The sequence below is a fragment of the Chryseobacterium sp. JK1 genome (assembly GCF_050632815.1).
Taxonomy (GTDB): domain Bacteria; phylum Bacteroidota; class Bacteroidia; order Flavobacteriales; family Weeksellaceae; genus Chryseobacterium.
In genome coordinates this window covers 1-19,892 of the sequence record NZ_JBODRU010000003.1, presented here as the reverse complement: position 1 = coordinate 19,892, position 19,892 = coordinate 1, and the positions used below count along the sequence as shown (strand labels likewise).

The 19,892-nt window shown below is 37.1% G+C and carries 16 protein-coding genes; 6 read left to right on the top strand and 10 right to left on the bottom strand.

What is annotated here, in order from left to right:
* Positions 1–9: 9 nt before the first annotated feature.
* On the bottom strand, positions 10–231 hold the full coding sequence (locus ACQ76T_RS16735) for a hypothetical protein (protein WP_431344408.1): 222 nt from the start codon (positions 229–231) through the stop codon (positions 10–12).
* 363 nt (positions 232–594) lie between these two features.
* On the opposite strand from ACQ76T_RS16735, the gene ACQ76T_RS16730 reads away from it, so the two are divergent.
* The 3 genes from ACQ76T_RS16730 (at position 595) to ACQ76T_RS16720 (ending at position 3,558) form a co-directional block, all read left to right on the top strand.
* Positions 595–1,608, top strand: coding sequence for a nucleoid-associated protein (locus ACQ76T_RS16730; RefSeq protein ID WP_431344407.1), 1,014 nt, complete (start codon positions 595–597; stop codon positions 1,606–1,608).
* Between the two features lie 61 nt (positions 1,609–1,669).
* The gene (locus ACQ76T_RS16725; RefSeq protein ID WP_431344406.1) at positions 1,670–2,632 is read left to right on the top strand and encodes a hypothetical protein; all 963 of its coding nucleotides are present in this window, start codon (positions 1,670–1,672) and stop codon (positions 2,630–2,632) included.
* Between the two features lie 152 nt (positions 2,633–2,784).
* Positions 2,785–3,558: a cyclase family protein gene (locus tag ACQ76T_RS16720; protein ID WP_431344405.1), complete on the top strand. Its 774-nt coding sequence runs from the start codon at positions 2,785–2,787 to the stop codon at positions 3,556–3,558.
* Positions 3,559–3,659: 101 nt separating this feature from the next.
* Here ACQ76T_RS16720 and ACQ76T_RS16715 read toward each other — a convergent pair whose 3' ends face one another.
* The 6 genes from ACQ76T_RS16715 to ACQ76T_RS16690 all read right to left on the bottom strand — a co-directional run bounded on the left by ACQ76T_RS16715 (position 3,660) and on the right by ACQ76T_RS16690 (position 10,955).
* The gene (locus tag ACQ76T_RS16715; protein ID WP_431344404.1) at positions 3,660–4,409 is read right to left on the bottom strand and encodes a succinate dehydrogenase/fumarate reductase iron-sulfur subunit; all 750 of its coding nucleotides are present in this window, start codon (positions 4,407–4,409) and stop codon (positions 3,660–3,662) included.
* A gap of 13 nt (positions 4,410–4,422) precedes the next feature.
* Positions 4,423–6,339: a fumarate reductase/succinate dehydrogenase flavoprotein subunit gene (locus ACQ76T_RS16710; protein ID WP_431344403.1), complete on the bottom strand. Its 1,917-nt coding sequence runs from the start codon at positions 6,337–6,339 to the stop codon at positions 4,423–4,425.
* A gap of 11 nt (positions 6,340–6,350) precedes the next feature.
* Positions 6,351–7,007 carry a succinate dehydrogenase cytochrome b subunit gene (locus ACQ76T_RS16705; protein ID WP_431344402.1) on the bottom strand — a complete coding sequence of 219 codons (657 nt, stop codon included), beginning with the start codon at positions 7,005–7,007 and terminating at the stop codon, positions 6,351–6,353.
* 16 nt (positions 7,008–7,023) lie between these two features.
* The gene (locus ACQ76T_RS16700) at positions 7,024–8,454 is read right to left on the bottom strand and encodes an anion permease (protein ID WP_431344401.1); all 1,431 of its coding nucleotides are present in this window, start codon (positions 8,452–8,454) and stop codon (positions 7,024–7,026) included.
* A 21-nt stretch (positions 8,455–8,475) separates the two neighbouring features.
* Complete coding sequence (locus ACQ76T_RS16695) at positions 8,476–9,642, bottom strand: porin (RefSeq protein ID WP_431344400.1); 1,167 nt, start codon at positions 9,640–9,642, stop codon at positions 8,476–8,478.
* A 263-nt stretch (positions 9,643–9,905) separates the two neighbouring features.
* Entirely contained in the window at positions 9,906–10,955 is a 1,050-nt protein-coding gene (locus ACQ76T_RS16690; RefSeq protein WP_431344399.1) for a linear amide C-N hydrolase, read from the bottom strand.
* 380 nt (positions 10,956–11,335) lie between these two features.
* Here ACQ76T_RS16690 and ACQ76T_RS16685 point away from each other — a divergent pair, with 380 nt between their 5' ends.
* The 3 genes from ACQ76T_RS16685 to ACQ76T_RS16675 all read left to right on the top strand — a co-directional run bounded on the left by ACQ76T_RS16685 (position 11,336) and on the right by ACQ76T_RS16675 (position 15,151).
* Positions 11,336–13,534 (top strand): ATP-binding protein, encoded by a 2,199-nt coding sequence (locus ACQ76T_RS16685; RefSeq protein ID WP_431344398.1) that lies wholly within the window; start codon positions 11,336–11,338, stop codon positions 13,532–13,534.
* A 22-nt stretch (positions 13,535–13,556) separates the two neighbouring features.
* Positions 13,557–14,108 (top strand): biliverdin-producing heme oxygenase, encoded by a 552-nt coding sequence (locus ACQ76T_RS16680; RefSeq protein ID WP_431344397.1) that lies wholly within the window; start codon positions 13,557–13,559, stop codon positions 14,106–14,108.
* A gap of 116 nt (positions 14,109–14,224) precedes the next feature.
* The gene (locus ACQ76T_RS16675) at positions 14,225–15,151 is read left to right on the top strand and encodes a malate dehydrogenase (protein ID WP_103293761.1); all 927 of its coding nucleotides are present in this window, start codon (positions 14,225–14,227) and stop codon (positions 15,149–15,151) included.
* A 439-nt stretch (positions 15,152–15,590) separates the two neighbouring features.
* Here ACQ76T_RS16675 and ACQ76T_RS16670 read toward each other — a convergent pair whose 3' ends face one another.
* The 3 genes from ACQ76T_RS16670 to ACQ76T_RS16660 form a co-directional block, all read right to left on the bottom strand.
* On the bottom strand, positions 15,591–15,860 hold the full coding sequence (locus tag ACQ76T_RS16670; protein WP_431344396.1) for a hypothetical protein: 270 nt from the start codon (positions 15,858–15,860) through the stop codon (positions 15,591–15,593).
* Between the two features lie 414 nt (positions 15,861–16,274).
* On the bottom strand, positions 16,275–16,817 hold the full coding sequence (locus ACQ76T_RS16665) for a hypothetical protein (protein WP_431344395.1): 543 nt from the start codon (positions 16,815–16,817) through the stop codon (positions 16,275–16,277).
* Positions 16,818–16,819: 2 nt separating this feature from the next.
* Positions 16,820–19,892, bottom strand: a 3,073-nt coding sequence (locus tag ACQ76T_RS16660) for an RHS repeat-associated core domain-containing protein (protein ID WP_431344394.1), incomplete at its 5' end; no start/stop codon positions are given.

Sequence of the window (19,892 nt, the reverse complement as noted above, 5' to 3'; positions counted from 1 at the left end):
GATGATATTTTAATGGGGATGTTGTTCCAACATTTTGATAAGGGCACCAAAGATGAAAATGACTAAAAATGCAAAGAAAAGCATGTGATAAGGTTTCAGCCATTTCGGGGTTTCCGGCCCTCTGCTTTTTAATCTTCTCAGCTTATCAATTCTGTTTAATGTTTTTAAATCCATTTTTCTAGGTTTTGAAAAGGATGATGCCAACAATGTTCCGTTGAAAATAATTTCCATTTAAATTATTGAAATTCAGTATTTTGATTGTTTTAATTTGAGGGTGTGAAAGTGAAAAAGCATGTCAAAATGATAAGGTTTTTATCAATTTGGGAAAATGAAATACGGAAATTTCAGCTATCAATCATTACAAACGAATGGCTTAATAGGGAAGCTGCTTCAAAAAATGTCATTCTGAAAGAAATGAAATATAGTGAAGAATCTAATTCAATTATAATAAGATTCTTCCTTCATCAGAATGACAAACCCTATTATTGACTTTTTAGAAAAGCTGAACAAAAGATGATACGGTTTTAAATGCCATTTTTAAGTTTCGCAGAAAGAATTAGAATGAATATCTTTGCAGTTCAAATATTCAGAAAAATGTTTTCAAAAATAATCGTACACAGAGTCGGAAATAAGATCAACGGAGATTCCCTGACAATTTCCCAGGAAGAATTGAAGCTGGAAGAAGGAATGGCAGAAATGCTTGAAGACTACTTTTTAGGTTCCTTTAAATCGGAAGAAACCTTCCATTTTTACAGTGACACTTATCTGGTAAATAATCCGGTTTACAGTGCCGTATCAGAAATTTTTGAAGATAAATCCAAGTTCATCTGGGAGTCTGAGAACATTGCAAAACACCTTTTTGAAGCGGCAGAAAACCCAAGAGTTCAGAGTGGAGAGCTTTTCATCGTTCTTTTTGAGGATGAAAGCGACCGTCCGGACAGAGTGGACAAAATTGGGATCTTTAAAACAGAAAAAAGAGAATCTTTCCTGAAAATAAATCCTTCAGAAGAAACATTTGATATTGAAAAAGATCAGGGAATCGGATTATCGAAAATTGATAAAGCCGCATTGATCTACAATAATAATAAAGACACAGGGTATGTACTTTCCGTGGTTGATAACAACAAAAACGGTGACATGTACTACTGGTTCGAAGATTTCCTGAAAGTAAAACAGCGTGATGACGAATATTTCCACACGCAGGAAGCTTTGATGGTATACAAAGACTACATCACCAAGCAGCTTCCTCAGGAATTTGAAGTTTCTAAGGCAGATCAGGCAGACTTCCTGAATAAATCCATCAATTTCTTCAAAGAAAAGGAAGAATTTAAACTGGATGAGTTCGCCAGCGAAGTTTTAGGAGACGAGCATGTTATTGAAAGTTTTGTGAACTTTAAGACAGATTACGAACAGGACATGCAGGTGAACATTGCAGAAGAGTTCCCAATCAGTGAGGCAGCGGTAAAAAAGACGCAAAGACATTTTAAAAGTATCATCAAACTGGATAAAAATTTCCATATCTACATCCACGGAGACAGACAGAAGCTTGAGATGGGTGAGGATGATAAAGGAAAATATTACAGACTTTATTTCGAAAAAGAGGTGTAACAGAATTAGGCTCATTAAAGAATAATATCATAACTTTATCTCGCACCGCAAAATAATAGTTATGAAATTTATGATCATTTTCTGGGCTGTCTACATTCTTATTTTCTGTATACCTTTTCCGATATACCTTTACGTGATGATTTCGGAAGTAACAGCAGAACCGAGAAATTCATTAGCCGTGAGCTATGGATATCTCGGTTTTTCTTTGATTATATGGCTGTATATTTTTGTTTACGCAGTTAATAATCTTTTTATCAGAACTTTTAAAGAAAGAAATACCATTCAGTCTATTCTGCGGAAAGGTATTTCACGAGATGCAAAAATTATTGATTACAGATTGCTGAAATATGATCCGAAGTCTGATATTAATATTATACAGATTATGCTTTCGTTTGCTAATCTGAGGAATGTCCAGATCGAACACAAAATAATGTTTCATGATATAAAACCACTGGAAAAAAGATTTGATACAGGAAAAACGGTTAAGGTTTTACTCAATCCCGATGCTTCAAAAAGTCCATACTTTATTCTGGCTGGTCAGCAGACCAAATTTAATTCTTCGGGGATGATTTTGAGATTTATATTCATGATACTGATGATAGCATATGTGGCAGGACTGTATTATTACTTCTACACCAAAGAATCTTTTGATTTTGGATGGAGGTTTCTCACCTTTTTGCATCCGATTATTTTCAGTGGGGTGATGACCCTTATTTTCGTATTGATTTTCCAGCTTATTTTCGGGAAATTGTTCAGGAATGAAAAAGAAGAACGCCTTATGTTTACAGGACGAAATGCAGAGGCCAATATCATCAGTGTAAGCCAGACCGGACTCATGGTTAATGATCAGCCCCAAATTATGTTTCAGGTAAGTTATAAAGATTTCCAGGGAAAAGAACATATTGCTGTTTACAAGAAAATTGTCAGTCTTTTAAACCTTTCTTCTATACCGAAACAAGGAACTATTGAGATCATGTATGATGAGGATGAGCCAAAGAAGATTATAATTCCTACAGGCTTTTAAGCTAGAAAATGAATGTGTAAAAGAATGGGGCGTTAATGTGCTTTTGCTGAAATTTTTTCTCTTTTATCAAAATCATAAGAATCATTTTACTCATTTGTAATCTTAGCTGTTTACCTTATTCATTATCTTTGTGGCCTTAGTCTACATCATATATGAAACCAACAATTGTCGATTTAACGAAACCTATTCAATACAATGCAGGAGATCCATGGTTTATGCGGGTGAAAATTAAACATAAGGCACACCGAAAATCGCACTGGCTGATCCGTCTTGCAGTGAAACTTCCTTCTAAGCTTTTCCCGAAGAACTGGATTGGCTGGGCGGATGATACGATTAAAAATATGGGGCTCCATGCAACAACACATATTGATGCTCCATGGCATTATGGCCCTGTTGTGGAAGGAAAACCAGCAAAAACGATAGACCAGATTCCTCTGGAATGGTGCTATGGGGAAGGCATTGTCATTGATTGTACCCACAAAGAAGATTTTGTGGCCATTACCGTAGAAGATATTAAAAAAGACCTTGATAAAAACGGAATCACCCTTCAGGAAGGAAATATAGTTCTTATCCGTACCGACCGCGATAAGCTGATGGGGACTTCAGATTTTGTGGAGAAAGGAACAGGAATGAGCCGTGAAGCTACAGAATGGCTGATTGATCAGGGCGTAAAAGTAATGGGAATTGATCAGTGGGGTTGGGATCTTCCTCTAAAATATATGGCCCAAAAAGCTAAAGAAATGAACGATCCCGAATTCTTCTGGGAAGCTCACCGTGTAGGAATAGAAAAAGAGTATTTACACATAGAACAGTTAACCAATCTAAGTGCATTGCCTCCATCCGGATTTAAAGTCTGTGTATTTCCCCTTAAAATTGTAGGCGGATCTGCAGCTCCGGCCAGGGTAGTGGCCATTATGAATGAGTAAGAATGTAAAGAAAACTTAGAAACCCAAAAGGGGCAATTTGTGAATAAACAAACTGCCCCTTTTTATGTATTATTTTGCCTTTTCAGCTTCCTTGTTTCTATTTATTTCTTACGGAAAAATAATGCCCGGTTGTATTCAAAATTCATTCTGGCAATATTCAGAACAGAAATTCCCTGAGGACATTCTACCTGACAGGCTTCCGTATTGGAGCAGTGTCCAAATAGTTCAGTATCCATCTGAGCGATCATATCCAGTACACGTTTGCTTCTTTCCTCTTTTCCCTGAGGAAGAAGTGCCATATGGGTAATCTTTGCAGACGTAAACAAGGCTGCACTTCCGTTTTTACAGGTTGCCACACAGGCTCCACACCCAATACAGGCAGCGGAATCAAAAGCTTCCTCAGCCGTCTGGTGGGTAACAGGAATAGCCGTAGCATCAGGTGCCTGACCTGTATTAACAGATACAAAACCTCCCGAAGAGATAATTCTGTCGAATGCAGAACGGTCTACCTTCAGATCTTTTTTCACAGGAAAAGCTTCTGCCCGGAATGGCTCTATCAGAATAGTTTCGCCATCTTTGAATGATCTCAGGTGCAGCTGGCAGGTTGTTGTATTTTTTAAAGGACCATGAGCAATACCATTAATCATCATTCCGCACTGGCCACAGATTCCTTCCCGGCAGTCGTGGTCAAATTCTACAGGTTCATTGCCTTCAACAATCAATTTTTCGTTTAAAGTATCTAGCATTTCTAAGAAAGACATATGGGAATTTAATCCTTTCAGGTCGTAATTAACCAGTTTTCCTTCACTTTTTCTGTCTTTCTGTCTCCATATCTTAAGGTGTAAATCCATAATTTTCTGTTTTTTATTTGTAACTTCTTACCGTTGGCTGAATTTCTTCAAAGATTAATGGTTCCCTGATCAGTTCAGGTTCTCCGTTTTCACCTGTCCATGCCCATGCTGAGATGAATTGATATTCCGCATCATTTCTCATCGCTTCTCCGTCCGGGGTCTGATATTCTTCCCGGAAGTGAGCACCGCAGGATTCATTACGGGTTAAAGCATCATAGCACATCAGTTCCCCTATTTCAAAATAATCGGCAACTCTGCCTGCTTTTTCCAGTTCGGTATTCATTTTATCTCCCTGCCCGGAAACTCTTACGTCTTTGTAGAATTCCTGTTTCAGTTTTCTGATCTCCTGAATGGCATATTTCAATCCTTCTTCATTTCTGGCCAATCCACAATAATCGTATAATAATTTTCCTAAAGTTTTATGGAAATAATCAACGGTTTTGGTTCCTTCAATATCGATAAACTGCTGTATCTGATTTTTAACGGCCTTTTCAACCTGTTCAAATTCCGGTGAATCCGGTGATATTTTTCCGGTATGAATTTCATCAGCCAGATAATTGGCAATGGTGTAGGGAGCAATGAAATATCCGTCTACGGAAGCCTGCAAAAGAGAGTTGGCTCCCAATCTGTTGGCTCCGTGATCTGCAAAATTAGCTTCACCTAAAGCAAACAATCCCGGAACAGTAGTCATCAGTTCATAATCTACCCAAAGACCACCCATAGAGAAGTGGGCGGAAGGGGAGATCATCATGGGTTCTTTATAAGCATCATATCCTGTAATTTTAAGATACATATCGAATAAATTTCCGTATTTCTCTTTGATCTTATCTTTTCCCTGCTCTTTAATGGCTTTTGAAAAATCGAGATATACCGCATTTTTTAAAGGGCCAATTCCAAAGCCAGCATCAATTCTTTCTTTGGCAGCGCGGGAAGAAATATCTCTTGGCGCCAGATTCCCGAAAGCAGGATATCTTCTTTCCAGATAATAATCTCTTTCGTTTTCAGGAATGTCATTGGGAGGTCTGTTTTCATCCTGCTTCAAAGGAACCCAGATCCTTCCGTCATTACGTAACGACTCAGACATTAGGGTAAGCTTGGACTGATAATCTCCAGATTGCGGAAGAGAAGTAGGGTGCACCTGAATCCAGCTTGGAGAAGCCATTAAAGCTCCTTTTTTATGAGCTCTCCAGATCGCAGAACCGTTACAGCCCATGGCAAGAGTAGACAGATAATAGATTTTTCCGTATCCTCCTGTTGCCAATATGACAGCGTGAGCGGCGTGTCTTTCAATTTCTCCTGTGTCTAAATTCCTTACGATAATTCCCCTGGCTTTACCGTCAATCGTTACCAAATCGAGCATTTCATGCCTTGAGAACAATTGTACGGAACCTTTTCCTACCTGTCTCATTAAAGCCTGATAAGCTCCCAGCAGTAACTGTTGTCCAGTTTGTCCCCTTGCATAAAAAGTTCGGCTTACCTGTACCCCTCCGAAAGAACGGTTGTTCAGATAACCTCCATATTCTCTACCAAACGGAACACCCTGTGCAACAGCTTGATCGATGAGGTTCAGAGAACATTCTGCCATACGGTATACATTCGCTTCCCGGGCTCTGAAGTCACCTCCTTTCAAGGTGTCGACAAACATTCTGTACACATTGTCGCCATCGTTTTTATAGTTTTTAGCAGCATTTACTCCTCCTTGTGCGGCCACAGAGTGTGCTCTTCTCGGACTGTCCTGAAAGCAGAACGATTTTACGTTGTATCCCATTTCTCCTAAAGAAGCCGCGATAGAACTTCCGGCGAGCCCTGTTCCTACAACAATGACATCCAGTTTTTTACGATTGGCAGGGTTTACCAGTCTGGCTTTCTTTTTATAGTTATCCCATTTATGCTCTAATGGGCCTTGTGGTATTTTTGAATCTAAAATCATGATCGTTTCATTTAATGATAAGTAAAGAATACATACACCGGCATCAATGCAAAACCTAAACAGATAATGATTGAATAGGCCGTTCCGATGGCTTTAAACCATTTGACGAACTTCGGGTGATAAAGTCCCAGCGTTCTTACAGCGCTGTTTATCCCGTGAATCAGATGATAACATAAAGCGATCATGGAAATGATATAGATGATCACATACCACCATTCTTTGAAAACATTAACAACCAGAATATAGAGGTCTTTATTTCCATTTTCATCTAAAGGCGGGTTTCCGAATTTGTAGATGTACCAGAAGTTCTGAAAGTGAATCACAAGAAAGATTAAGATTAATGTTCCGAGGATTCCCATGTTTCTGGAAGCCCAGTTACTGGCTCTTCCGCGCCCGTCAGATTGGTAGCTGCCACCTGATTTTTTATTTTTTAAAGTGATGATCAGCCCGTCTGCAGCATGTAGAATAATGCTGGCATACAAAACATAAGAAACTATTTTGATAATAATATTTCCCGATAAAAAATGCGAATAGGCATTGAACTGTAGATGAGCCTGCTCCTGTGGCAGAAAAAGCTGAAGATTTCCAAGGAAATGAATCAACAGGAAGAAGCCCAAAAAGAGTCCTGTAAGGCACATCAGCATTTTTCTTGACAATGTTGATAACATATTTTTGTTTTAATGATTAATAATATCCTAAGACTTTCATCCATAACCCTCCTACAACCATATAAATGACCAGGAGTACAATTCCTATTTCAAGACCTCTTACCCACCATGCTTTAAGGTCAACGTATCCACTTCCGAAGAATACCGGAGCCGGGCCGTGGCCATAATGTGTAAGTACTCCGTAAATGGAACCCATAAAACCAAGCATCATAGCCAATAACATAGGTGGAATTCCTAAAGAAACTCCTACACCCAATAGTGCTGCATACATGGCGGCTACGTGAGCGGTAGCACTTGCGAAAATATAGTGACTGAAGAAGTAAACCAGAATAATAACAGGGAAGGCTACCTGCCAGCTCAAACCTCCAATTTGCACCTTGATAAGATCACTGAACCAGCCAATGAATCCCAATTCATTTAAAGAACTTGCCATCATTACCAGTACGGCGAACCAAACGATAGTATCCCATGCTCCTTTTTCACTTTTTACATCTTCCCAGGTTAATACTGATGTTAATAGTAATAAGGTTAATCCAATAAACGCAGTAGTAGTGGCATCAATAGAAAGCGCGCCCCCAAATATCCACAGGGCTAGCAGAATAAAGAATGCCAATAGCATCAACCATTCGTTTCTTGAAATAGGACCCATTTCTTTCAACTTTTGGGCAGCCATTTTAGGAGCGTCCCCTGTTTTTTTCAATTCAGGCGGGTATAATTTATAAAGAACCAAAGGAACAACAAAGAAAGCTACTGCTCCCGGTAAAAAACCTGCTGCTGCCCAAGACATCCATGTAATATCAATACCAAGGTTCGCTGCAAATTTCTGACACATCGGATTACTGGCAGTTCCGGTAAGGAACATAGATGATGCGATGAGGTTCATATAATAGCTGTTCAATGTTAAAAATGAACCAAGTTTTCTGTGAGTTTCCGGTTTTTCAGGAACGGAATCAAAACTGATGGCCATAGATTTCATGATAGGGTAGATGATCCCTCCACCTCTTGCTGTATTACTCGGAATGGCAGGGGCAAGACAAACATCTGCAAGTCCCAATCCATAGGCAAGCCCTAATGAACTTTTACCAAAAACTCTGATGAATAAAAAAGCAATACGGTTTCCAAGACCTGTTTTAATGAATCCTCTGGCAATAAAGAATGAAATCCCGATTAGCCAGATCACTTTATCTCCAAAACCTGACAGCGCTTTGGTAATTGATTTTCCTGCATCTCCAGGAGCAACAACCTGTGTAAGGGCTGTAAAGCCAATGGCCATCATACACATTGTTCCCATAGGTGCTGCTTTAAGAATGATTCCTAAAATGGTGGCTGCAAAGATGGCAAATAAATGCCAGGCGTTTTCGGCAACCCCCTCCGGAGCAGGAATGAACCATATAATCAACGCAACGGCAAATGTGATCGCTACGTTTTTAATATTAATTTCTTTCATAATCGTAATTATTTATTGGGACTAAAATCTACTTTGAACTTGGACAATGAATAGATTATTATTGTATTGAGAAGTGTTTTCTACCTGATGTTTGTAGCGGTCGAACTGTACTCCCAGCTGAATTCTTGCACCATAGTTTTTCAGGAATTCCAATCCGAACATGGGCGTAATGGTTTGTCGGGGGTTAGAATCCATTCTGAAGTTGGTATCAAGATATTCGTAACGACAAGATAGTTCGAAGGCACTGAGATTTTTATGATTGATCTCGTATCTTAGATTAGGGAGAAAATAAACCCCACGAATTAAGTATTGATCAGGATTTTCTGGTCTTAATTCTGGAGCAATGGAATTGTAAAGAACGTGATTGGTTGCCTGTTTGGCTTCAAGCTGCATATCAAGGCTCCATTTGGGATCAAATTTTACTAAAGAACTTAAATCTACTCCTAAAGCATATACTTTTTTGCTGAAAACTTCTCCTATACCTCCGTTTAAACCTACATTGAAACTATATTTCTGAGATAATCCGAAGACCAATCGGGTAGAATATTGTTTCCCGTTGTCGTTATCATTAATCTGATTTTTTCCATTTCCATTCACTACAGAAACCGCATATTGGAAAGGTATTTCTCCTAGCTGTAGTTGTCCTGTAGCAGACATTCCGATCTGGAAGCTCGTCCAGCCTAATTTTCCGAATTCAGTATATTGGTTAGACCAGTCTAAAGATTTGATGATATCAATGGGATACGTTTCTTCAATACCGAACCAGGGTCTGAATTGCCCTACAGTAATAGCAAGTTTAGGATTGAATGTATACTTCAGATAAGCGTTTTCTAGGACTCTGCTTTTAGGATCGTTTTTAAAATCGGCAAGGTTGGCCAAAACAACAACTTCAGTACGCTTACTGATCTGAGCCCTTAGCTGAACTCTCATGTATTTGAGCATGAAATTGTTGTCCGTTCCGGAACCGTCAGAATGATGAAGCCCGTTTACATCTACATCTTTACTCATCCCAACCAGATAGCGTGCCTGGAAAAGGCCTTTGATCTGGAGTTGCGGATATTTTACATTGTCTTCTTCCTGTTGAGGAGGCTGGGCTTTTAGAGAATCCTGTATCTGTGCATTCGCTGATAACCCGCAGGCCAGCAAACAGAGGATCAGGCTTTTCTTTTTGAGTGAGAAAAAGTCCATATCTTTTTGTTTATTTTTTTAATACTTTGAAGTCTATTCTTTCTGTAAAAGCTTTTTATCAAATACTTTTTGTTGGGAACATTCAACACTTTTTCCTTTAGATTATTGTCTTACAAGTGTAGAATAGAAACACTTTCAAGCGTCTCAGTCAGAACCTATTTCAGTTTCTTAAAATCTGTTGAATAGCTATTGTTTTTTATAGGTTGAACAGATCACTGAAATATCTTTAAGTGTAATATTGATTGCATTTACAGTATGCATCTTTAGTTTAATCCTAAGAAAGTGAACGGTGCCGATTCCTTAAAATTTGTGTTGGATTTACCGTTATAAGTTTGATAATTGCTGAGGTCCAGCTTCATCACTTTTCCTTTAGCACTCAGGTCAAAATCATTAAGGTCTACCCAGAAAGTGTTTGGGGTAAAAACGGTTTCAAAATAGTAGACCAGATTCTTTTGGTCGGATACAGATCTCCATCTGGTAGAAGAGATATTAGGCTCTGTTGCAGAAGTAATTCCGTAAGGTACCGAACAATTTCTGATCACGCCGAAAACGCTGGCCACAGCAGTACGGATGTCAGCCGTCTGAGGAATGGCATTGATGTAATAAGATGCTCTTACAAAGCGGTCTGCGGCGCGGTTGGTTCCCGGAAGCATCACTGTTCCCGGAATGCCTTTCCAGTAATTGTTGAGGGCAAGCTGTTCCTCAAAAACAGGAGAGTTGGTCATTACCGTATAAGACGGATCGTGGTGAATTACCAGCTTTCCGTTGATATATTCAAATACGGCATTATCTCCTGAAGCATCCGAGATAGAAAGGTGTACTGTGGTAAATCTTTCCGTTCCCGGAATATAATCGCTTACAATAACAAATGGCTCTTTTCTTGAGTATTCTACAGCTTCTTTTACCGTAGCAAAATTATCAAGATAATACTGTGCCCATAAAGAAATGGCAATTCCCTTTTTACTTCCTTTTCCATCGAATTTAGGATATTGAGATTCTCCCAACCAAAGAAGATTGGCTACCAAACCTTTTTCATTCATACCGTCTGCAGAAGCAATATCCCATGAAGAACTGATGATGCTTCCATATTTGGAGGTCCATTTTACAGATTTTGGCCCGGTTTGTCCGTTTCTGTCTATTCCTTTCGGGAATACCCATAAGTTGGCGGGGATCTCATCACGCCAATCCATAGAACGGGCTGTGAGAACAGTATTTTGTGGACCTTTGTAAACGACCCTTGTGCAGGCTTCGGATGGATTCCATAATCCTACAGAGAGGACGAGAGAAAATAGAAATAATGGGAACTTTTTCATAATAGTATTATTTGAATTTAAAATTTATATTGAATTTATTGTGAATAATTCAATGATTTCGCTTGGTATTCATTATTTGGTGATATAAATTTAGAAAAATTTGTTTAAATAACATAATAATTAAGGTTAATTATATGTAATTCATGTTATGAATCATGGTTAATACATGAAAAACCTCATCATTGGAAAATTTTTTGTATATTTTAGAGATATCACATTGAAAAGGGGTAAAAATGAAGAATAGTTCAATGTGTTTTTTGCTCTCTGATTTCCTGAAATTTATCGCAGATGAGTACTGGCGGACAATTTAAAATTACGTACCACAAATTCGAAAATTTTTCAAAAAAATCCTATATTTGATTGATAGACTGAAAAGATATATGAATTTTATAGAATGCCATGAAGAACCTATTCATATTCCGGGTTCTATTCAAAGTTTTGGTTATTTGATTGGCATTGATGCGGAATCCCGTACCATTACTTTTTTTAGCAGGAATATCTCGGATATTTTTAATATCGGGAGTTCAGATGAACTTTTCGGGAGAAAGATTACGGATTTTCCGGAAAGTTTTCAGAGCATTATTGATTCGGAGATCTATACTTCATTAGATAGATTTACAAGACGAAAGAATGAAACATATTTTGACAAGATTTTTATCAATGGAAAAGAATACCATTTTTCCGTTTTCAAAAGCGAGTCTCATATATTTCTGGAGTTTGAAGAAGTTGTGATTAATCCCAATAAGCGCATCTCTAATAAATACGACAATTTCTATATCATCGATAACGAGAAGGAACTCTGGAATCACCTTCTGGAAACCTTAGCAAAAGTTGTGAATTATGACCGGATGATGGTTTACAAATTCATGATGGATGGCTCCGGAAAAGTAATTGCAGAGAAAAAAAATGAAGACATGGAAAGCTTCCTGGGACTTCATTATCCGGAATCTGATATTCCAAAACAGGCCAGAGATCTTTATCTTAAGAAAAGAAAAAGGATTTTCAGTAATGTATATGCAGATACAGTTCCTATTGTAAGTAAATCTCATGAAGATATAGACCTTACTTTTTCTGCTTCAAGAGGAATGTCTCCTGTTCACGGGCAGTATCTTAAAAATTCTGGGGCAGCTTCCAGCTTCAGTGTGTCTATTATTATGGACGATCATCTTTGGGGTCTGGTAACATGCCAGAATATTGAGCCGAAGCATATTGATCTTGAAGACAGAGTACAGGCGGGAATTTTTACGGCTCTTGCAGCCAATGCCTATTCATCCTTTAAGTCTAAAAGTGAACTGAATTACCGTTTGGAGCTGAATGAGAGAGTATCTCAACTGAAAACAGGTTTTTTAAAACATAATAATCTGTTTGATTCTCTTATTGAGAGCAAAACGGAACTTAGAAACTTACCTGAAGCTGATGGGATGGCTATCATTTCCGATGACAATATGGTAACATCCGGAAGTACACCGGAACCTGAAAGCATCTCCAATATTGTAAAATGGGCGCTTGAGAATACCCAAGACAACATTTATGTAAGCAGAAGCTTTCTTAAAGATCATGGTGAAGAGCTTGGTCTTTCTAAAAATGCTGCCGGAATTGCCATCTACTTTATTGAAAGGGAAAAAAATGAAATGCTGATCTGGTTCCGTAAGGAGTTTGATGAACACATCAACTGGGCTGGTAATCCTGAAAAAAAAGTAGAAGTATTTTCTGAAAACGGAGAAGAAAAAAAGATGATCTCACCAAGAACGTCTTTCAGGATTTTTACAGAAAATATTAAAGGATATTCCAAAAGGTGGAACTCCCGAAGTGTAAGTGCAGTGCAGGCCGTGAGAGATTTGATTCTGGAAACTTCCCATAAAAATTATAACGCCATCAAAAGGCTGAATGACGAGCTTAAAAAAGTAAACGAGGAGCTTGACAGTTTTTCTTATACCATTTCTCATGATCTGGGAACCCCTTTAACGGTGATGAAACTCAATGCACAGATGCTTTTGGGAAATCTTGGAGCAGATGCTGAGAAGAGTAAAAATAAGATCAATACCATTATTGAAGAAATTGACAGTATGGCTGAAATGATGCACGACGTGCTGCAACTCAGCAGAGCCAAGCATAGCGAAGTACAGCTTGAAAGTCTGAAAACAGGTATTACTATTCAGAAAATTTCAGAAAATGCCAAGATGACTTATGGAAGTCCTGAAAGTGAAATCATCATTAAAGAATGCCCGGATGTATTGGCGGATAAAACGATGCTTCACCAGGTATTTCTTAATATCATCAATAATGCTGTAAAATATTCTTCTCATAGAGAGTGTCCAAAAGTGGAAATTGAAGGTACAGAAGATGGTCAGACTATTATTTACCGTATTTCCGATAATGGAATTGGTATTCCTGAAGAAGAGAAAGACAAAATGTTCAAAATCTTCAACAGAATGGACAATGCCAAGAAGTTTAAAGGAAATGGAGTAGGGTTGTCTATTGTACACCGTATCATGACCAGAATAGGAGGAAATGTGGCGTACGAAAGCAATAAAGAGGGAACTTCTTTCATTTTAACGTTCAAAAAACCTTACATTTGAGAAACTTTTAAAATGTTATTTTATGGTATCAGAATATCTTAAACAGAATACGGCAGAATATCACGATGCAGCAGAAAGACTTTTTAATTCTGAAAAGATTTTTAATAAAACTTTCACGCTGGAGGATTATAAAAAGATCATCCATACCAATTATCTGATGCTTTTGCACAGTGAGGATAAAATATTCAACAGCCTTTCTGATAAATATGCAGAAAAGCTTCAGCTGGAGGAAAGAAAGAAACTTTCTCTTATTGAAAAAGATCTTCAAAGTCTTTCTCTGGAAAACCAAACCGCTTCTCATACTCTGGAATTCAATAACGAACACGAAGCATTAGGAGCGATGTATGTCATCGAGGGTTCTACTCTTGGTGGAAATGTAATTGCTAAACAGCTTTCTAAAACGGAAGGTTTTGATGAGGTTACTTTCAACTTTTTCGGATGTTATCAGGAAAATACGGGGCCTATGTGGAAGAATTTCAAAGAGGTTCTGGATACTGAAGTAGCGGAAGAAAACTACAATGAAGTGCTTTCCGGTGCGAAAAAACTCTATACGTTTTTATTGAACGTGAACTAATTTATTTTAATTCTAATTAAATTCCTGAAAAATTGCGCATTTTTTCAGGAATTATTAAATTTGGGGAATTTCAAATTTAAACTTAACTAACAAAAAATAATTTAAAAAGTAACAATATGAAAGTAACTGTAGTAGGTGCAGGCGCTGTAGGAGCAAGCTGTGCAGAATACATCGCAATGAAGAACTTCTGTTCAGAAGTAGTTTTGGTAGACATTAAAGAAGGATTTGCTGAAGGTAAAGCAATGGATTTGATGCAGACAGCCTCTCTTAACGGATTCGATACAAAAATTACCGGTACAACAGGAGATTACAGCAAAACTGCAGGTTCTCATGTAGCAGTAATCACTTCAGGGATTCCAAGAAAACCTGGAATGACAAGAGAAGAATTGATCGGCATCAATGCGGGTATCGTAAAAGAAGTTACTGAAAACTTAGTAAAACATTCTCCGGAAGTAATTATTATTGTGGTTTCTAACCCAATGGATACTATGGCTTATTTGGTGCACAAAACTTCAGGTCTTCCTAAGCATAAGATCATCGGAATGGGTGGTGCATTAGATTCTGCAAGATTCAAATACAGATTAGCTGAAGCATTAGAATCTCCAATTTCTGATGTAGACGGTATGGTAATCGCTGCTCACAGTGATACAGGGATGCTTCCATTATTGAGCAAAGCGACAAGAAACGGAGTTCCTGTAACAGAATTCCTAGATGAAGAGCAACAAAAATACGTTATTGAAGAAACTAAAGTAGGAGGAGCTACTCTTACTAAATTATTAGGAACTTCTGCATGGTATGCTCCAGGTGCAGCTGTTTCTGTAATGGTTCAGGCTATCGCTTGTGATCAGAAGAAAATGATCCCTTGTTCTTTAATGTTGGAAGGAGAATACGGACAAAACGATATCTGCTTAGGAGTTCCTGCTATTATCGGGGCAAACGGAGTAGAAAAAATCGTAAACGTAACTTTGACTGCTGAAGAGCAATTGAAATTCGCTGAAGCTGCTAATGCAGTAAGAGAGGTGAATGGAGATCTTAAGTTTTAATGATTAACCAGCTTTAAAGCGGGTTACAATAAATAAAAACAGGCTGTTTCAACTGGGAAACGGCCTGTTTTGTTTCCTTTTGTTATTCTTGCTATTTTACTATATTTTTTGATTACCTGAACGAATATATAAAGGATTTTTCAAAATTCAATCACTCCCGAAAATAATGACAGGTTTTGACAAGTTTAAGACCCACTTTCTTCGATCGTTGTTCGAGTGTTCTTCGGATGAGCTTCGGAAAAATGATTCTTTTTCCGAAGAAGATCTAAACCTTAAAATATAAATAGTTTTTTATTTTTATGGGCAATCAAATTATTATAAAATTCTATTGTAAGCTCCTTCTTCAACTGGGGAATAATAAGGTCTGAAGAAAAACTAAACATCTTGTTTGTCATTCCGAAGGAAGCCGATGAATTATTTTGGGTCTGTAAGAATACAATCATTCATCCCCACATTGGGCAATCATAAAATTTCTTGTTTTCTCCTGATCTTTAATAAATTCTTTACCTACAAAATAAAGTGCATATTCATTAATAAGAGATTGTCTTCCCTTTTGAATATTTGAAATATCTGAATTTGTTTTTTTTAAATAAGAATCAAAAAAAATAATAACTTTTGTATTCTTTTCTTCCCCTAAGTCATAGATGATCAAAGTACCATTATAATCATAGGTTTTATAGTTTTTGGAAAGATGATCGTTATAATTCATTTCTGCAATACCAAATAAGTATTCATTTTTGCATTTTTTAAACTTATTTCTAAATACAAAAATTTACTCTTGTGAATCATTTTATCCAAATAATTAGATAATTCTAATTTAGAACTCTGAGAAGCACATCCGTAGTTTATTAATATTGTAAATAATACAATAATAATCTTAGTATTTGCTAAATTTCCCTTCATAAGATTTAATAAAATGAGCATTATTCTATAAAGGATATTTTTCTGGTATTTTCAAAGTGATCTATGTATTGGTAAGATAGTGTTTATTATAATAAAGAAAAATTATTGTTTTTAAAATTATAGAAACAATATAAAGACTTTTTTAATAAAAATGTAGCTGCACTATAAAACAAGAACCCCATCGAAATTGCGATGGGGTTCTTTATTTATCTGCGCAAAGTTATAAATTTGGCGTAGCGGGTGTGGCTTCTTTATTATCTATAGAGATTTCCTTAAATATTTTTTTTATCAAATATTCGTTCAATCCCTTTTCAATTGGAATTGGGTCAACAATTACAGATAGATTAAATTCTCCATAATAATTACCCTTCTCAAATAAACAAAAATATGTTTTATTTCCTTGAGCTAATTTGTAATTTTTATATTCATCAGAAGAAAAATCAATATATCCATATTTATAATTAGATAAATTAAACGCATTATCTAACATTAAATTTGGTTTATTAATATTATCAATCTCCCTCTTTAAAACACCTTCTTTTTCAATTTTTAAATAATATGCTTTATAAACAGAAGTGCTATTTTCTATTATTAAGTACCATTTGTCATCTACAGAATAGACTAAAAGTCTATCTTTAGTATGTGAAAATCCATTACTTAAAATCTTACTTAAGTTTTCTCTACTTGATATTTTTTGTAATTGCTTTTGAGAAGAGCAATTTATAAAAAACAACAAAAGAATATATATAAATAGTTTACTCATAATTATTGATTCATTGGTAAATCATTAGGATTTGTTACCTTGCCTCCTGCGTGCGGAGGATTTGTTCCATCTCTAGGAGGTTCAGAACTCCCTGTTACTCTTCTGACTAAATTTGACATCTGTATAGCATTTGTATTATTTACTGCATCTGATGCTCCTTTTGAAGATGGTATACCGTGACCTAAAACTTCGTGGCTTGATGTTTCTGCCCTGCTATCAGCCGTAGTAGAAGCTGTTTCAATAATAAATGAATGAGACCCTTTAGAAGTAGCAACATTAAAACCCTCTCCTCCTATACCATTGATTGTAGAAGCATTTAAATCTCCAGCTGGAGTTAAAAAAGATTTACCCAACCCTGCTGACACTTTAGAATCAATATGCCCAACAAAAGCTTTTGCACCTTCTGAAGATGCAGTATCTCCCATTGACAAGTATTCGACTTTATGCTCTTTTGAAGAATTTATAGCCCCTGCAAGAGTATTTATATACGCTTGCTCATCCTTGGATAAACCAGATGTGGCAGTAGCAAGAGCTTTGGAATCAATTTTATTAAATGAATTTCCTTTTACATCTATTAGCGCTCTAACTCCTGCAAATTTACTATTAGATAGAACTTTATAAACATCTGCTTTAAATTTTTGAGCATCTTGTGTAGTTACTCCTATTATATCTTTTACACTGCGTCCATCAGGATCAATAAATCTAATTGGGTTATTCACAGCATAATTATATGTAGAATGTCTTCTATATTTCTCACTCAAAGGATCCACCACACCCCATCTACCAATATCCGGCATATACATCCTTGCTCCATAATCGTACATCCCCGTCTCCTGCAACTCCTTTCCGTTGTACTTATATTGATACGATGGATTTCCCACTAAAGGAGTATACCCTTCATGCTTCAGTCCAAATGGATAATAATTGTTTTCTTCAAGAACTTCTATGCTGCTTCCATTATTGAAGTAACTCAATCTCACATTTCCTAAATGATCGGTGTAATTATAAATGTACTTATTATTTTCAACATTAAAATATCCCTCAGAGGTAGGAAAAAACTTTAAGCTTCCATTGGTGTATTGAAATCCATCCAAATAATTAGTTTCTACACTTCCAAAGATCTTTTTTAACTTTACTCCATCTGCACGATAGGTATACCAAATACCAACATTATTTTGGATAATAAAATTAGGTAAATTTAGATAATTATATCGTATTAGGGGTATCCCCTTATCAAAATGCCTGATCATGTTTCCATTGCTGTCATAAGTAATGGTGTTACCTCCTACAGGATAACCGGAAGGGTTCAGATAGGCATCGTATACTTTATCGAGTCGGTTTCCAGTATAGCTATACACCAGATTATCAACAGCTAAAGCAGTGCTGTTTCCGGGAAGTACTTCCTGGGTTCTTATCAGATTCAGAATATTTCCGTTCAGATCATAGGCAAGAAGCTCATTGTATTCTTTGCCCGATGGGTTAGTGTCTTTTTGATAGAAACCACCCACAAGCCTATTCATCGTGTCATACGAATACCCATATCTTCGAAGATGGCCATTGGCATCTGTAGATGTTTTCCAGGATACTTCGGCTATATTTCCATTATATTTTGGCTTGACCTGCAAAGAAGGGTAATCTGAGTTGGGAATCTCAAGCCCTTCTACTTGGTTGTAATTGATTTTATATCCAAACAGATCACTTCCTAAATTGGAAGGATTATTGATTTTGGTCATCCAGCCACGAATATTGTATTGATAGTCGATTTGCTGAAGAGGTGTTGCAGCAGCAAATCCTCCAACCTTTTTAGATTCCAATTGAGAGAGTTCATTGTATTTGTTCTGAGCAAGATATTCGACAGGATTATTGTCTACCTGATGCTTATGAACCAATAGTCTGTTTTGATGATCGTATTCAAATGTTTCTGTGATCAGTCTTTCAGAATCGGTATTTAAGCGCTTGTGTCTGGTAATAACCTGTAAAGGGGTACCGGTAAAATCAAGCTCAGATTCTGTGCGGGTATATCCACCCAAATGGTTGATCGAATGACTGCCTATTACCCGTGCTTTTTGATCATAGTAGGTATAATTTTTCGTCCAGTTATCATCTTCAACATTTTTCACCAAGCTCATTACAGGTAATCCTTTGGTACTTCTGCCATCAACTGAGGGTGTTTCAGTCAGTACAGATTCTCCCTGAATGCCTGTGGGAAATGTAGGATTAAAACTATACTCTGGATAGGTATCATAATAATTAACAGACAGTATGTTTTCAGGAATAAAATAGACCGCAGTATAATAAATGTTTATTCCATTTCTGAAGAATCCTGTAGAATGGCGTGCATCATAAATAACCAAATCCTTAATTTGATTCTGTATTGCATTTCTGGTTTCAGTTGAACTGAAGATTCCTGTATAAGCCACTCTTCCAAACTGATCATATTTGGTCATCAGCCATTTGCCCAATGCTCTCATATTCGCATCCTGGGTAAGCATTAATCTGTCAGTTTTATCATACACCATATATTCCCAGCCTTTACCCGGAAGCTTCTTTTCCACAAGTCTGCCTCTTCCGTCATAGCGGTACTGGTAGCACAGATCATTAAGCAGATCATCAGTAACGGCCTTATGTACCGCATTGGGAGGAATCACAAAAGCCAGCTGATTGTATTCATTGTACACATAATAGGTATCAACCTGAAGAGTAGGGCTCATGATCTTCCTTACCAGTACAATCTGTCCTTGACCGTTTTTAAATTCTACCGTTTCATTACCATCCTCATCTTTGACACTAATTTTATAGAGCTGATTAAGGGGGTAAGTCCCGTTAGATGATAAGCCTAAAGTACTTTTTGTAGCTCCGTTCTCCCATGTCGTAGTGGTGACATACTGATACACTTCATTGAAAACATTGGCGCTATAATCAAATTTAACAGGCTTAGCGGCCCAATCGGTCCCCACTTGAATTTGTTGCTGAATCCTGTCTAAAGGAGAGTTTTCCAACACCTTTTCAGAATAGATCTTTTCCTGACCATAAGGAGTACTGCTTAAATTCGCCTGGGGATTAGGAATAATAGCT

Coding starts and splice junctions, on each gene's coding strand:
- ACQ76T_RS16665 (WP_431344395.1), bottom strand. CDS start 16,817: ATGAGTAAACTATTTATATATATTCTTTTGTTGTTTTTTATAAATTGC.
- ACQ76T_RS16670 (WP_431344396.1), bottom strand. CDS start 15,860: ATGAATTATAACGATCATCTTTCCAAAAACTATAAAACCTATGATTAT.
- ACQ76T_RS16695 (WP_431344400.1), bottom strand. CDS start 9,642: ATGGACTTTTTCTCACTCAAAAAGAAAAGCCTGATCCTCTGTTTGCTG.
- ACQ76T_RS16715 (WP_431344404.1), bottom strand. CDS start 4,409: ATGGATTTACACCTTAAGATATGGAGACAGAAAGACAGAAAAAGTGAA.
- ACQ76T_RS16705 (WP_431344402.1), bottom strand. CDS start 7,007: ATGTTATCAACATTGTCAAGAAAAATGCTGATGTGCCTTACAGGACTC.
- ACQ76T_RS16700 (WP_431344401.1), bottom strand. CDS start 8,454: ATGAAAGAAATTAATATTAAAAACGTAGCGATCACATTTGCCGTTGCG.
- ACQ76T_RS16710 (WP_431344403.1), bottom strand. CDS start 6,339: ATGATTTTAGATTCAAAAATACCACAAGGCCCATTAGAGCATAAATGG.
- ACQ76T_RS16675 (WP_103293761.1), top strand. CDS start 14,225: ATGAAAGTAACTGTAGTAGGTGCAGGCGCTGTAGGAGCAAGCTGTGCA.
- ACQ76T_RS16735 (WP_431344408.1), bottom strand. CDS start 231: ATGGAAATTATTTTCAACGGAACATTGTTGGCATCATCCTTTTCAAAA.
- ACQ76T_RS16690 (WP_431344399.1), bottom strand. CDS start 10,955: ATGAAAAAGTTCCCATTATTTCTATTTTCTCTCGTCCTCTCTGTAGGA.
- ACQ76T_RS16730 (WP_431344407.1), top strand. CDS start 595: ATGTTTTCAAAAATAATCGTACACAGAGTCGGAAATAAGATCAACGGA.
- ACQ76T_RS16685 (WP_431344398.1), top strand. CDS start 11,336: ATGAATTTTATAGAATGCCATGAAGAACCTATTCATATTCCGGGTTCT.
- ACQ76T_RS16680 (WP_431344397.1), top strand. CDS start 13,557: ATGGTATCAGAATATCTTAAACAGAATACGGCAGAATATCACGATGCA.
- ACQ76T_RS16720 (WP_431344405.1), top strand. CDS start 2,785: ATGAAACCAACAATTGTCGATTTAACGAAACCTATTCAATACAATGCA.
- ACQ76T_RS16725 (WP_431344406.1), top strand. CDS start 1,670: ATGAAATTTATGATCATTTTCTGGGCTGTCTACATTCTTATTTTCTGT.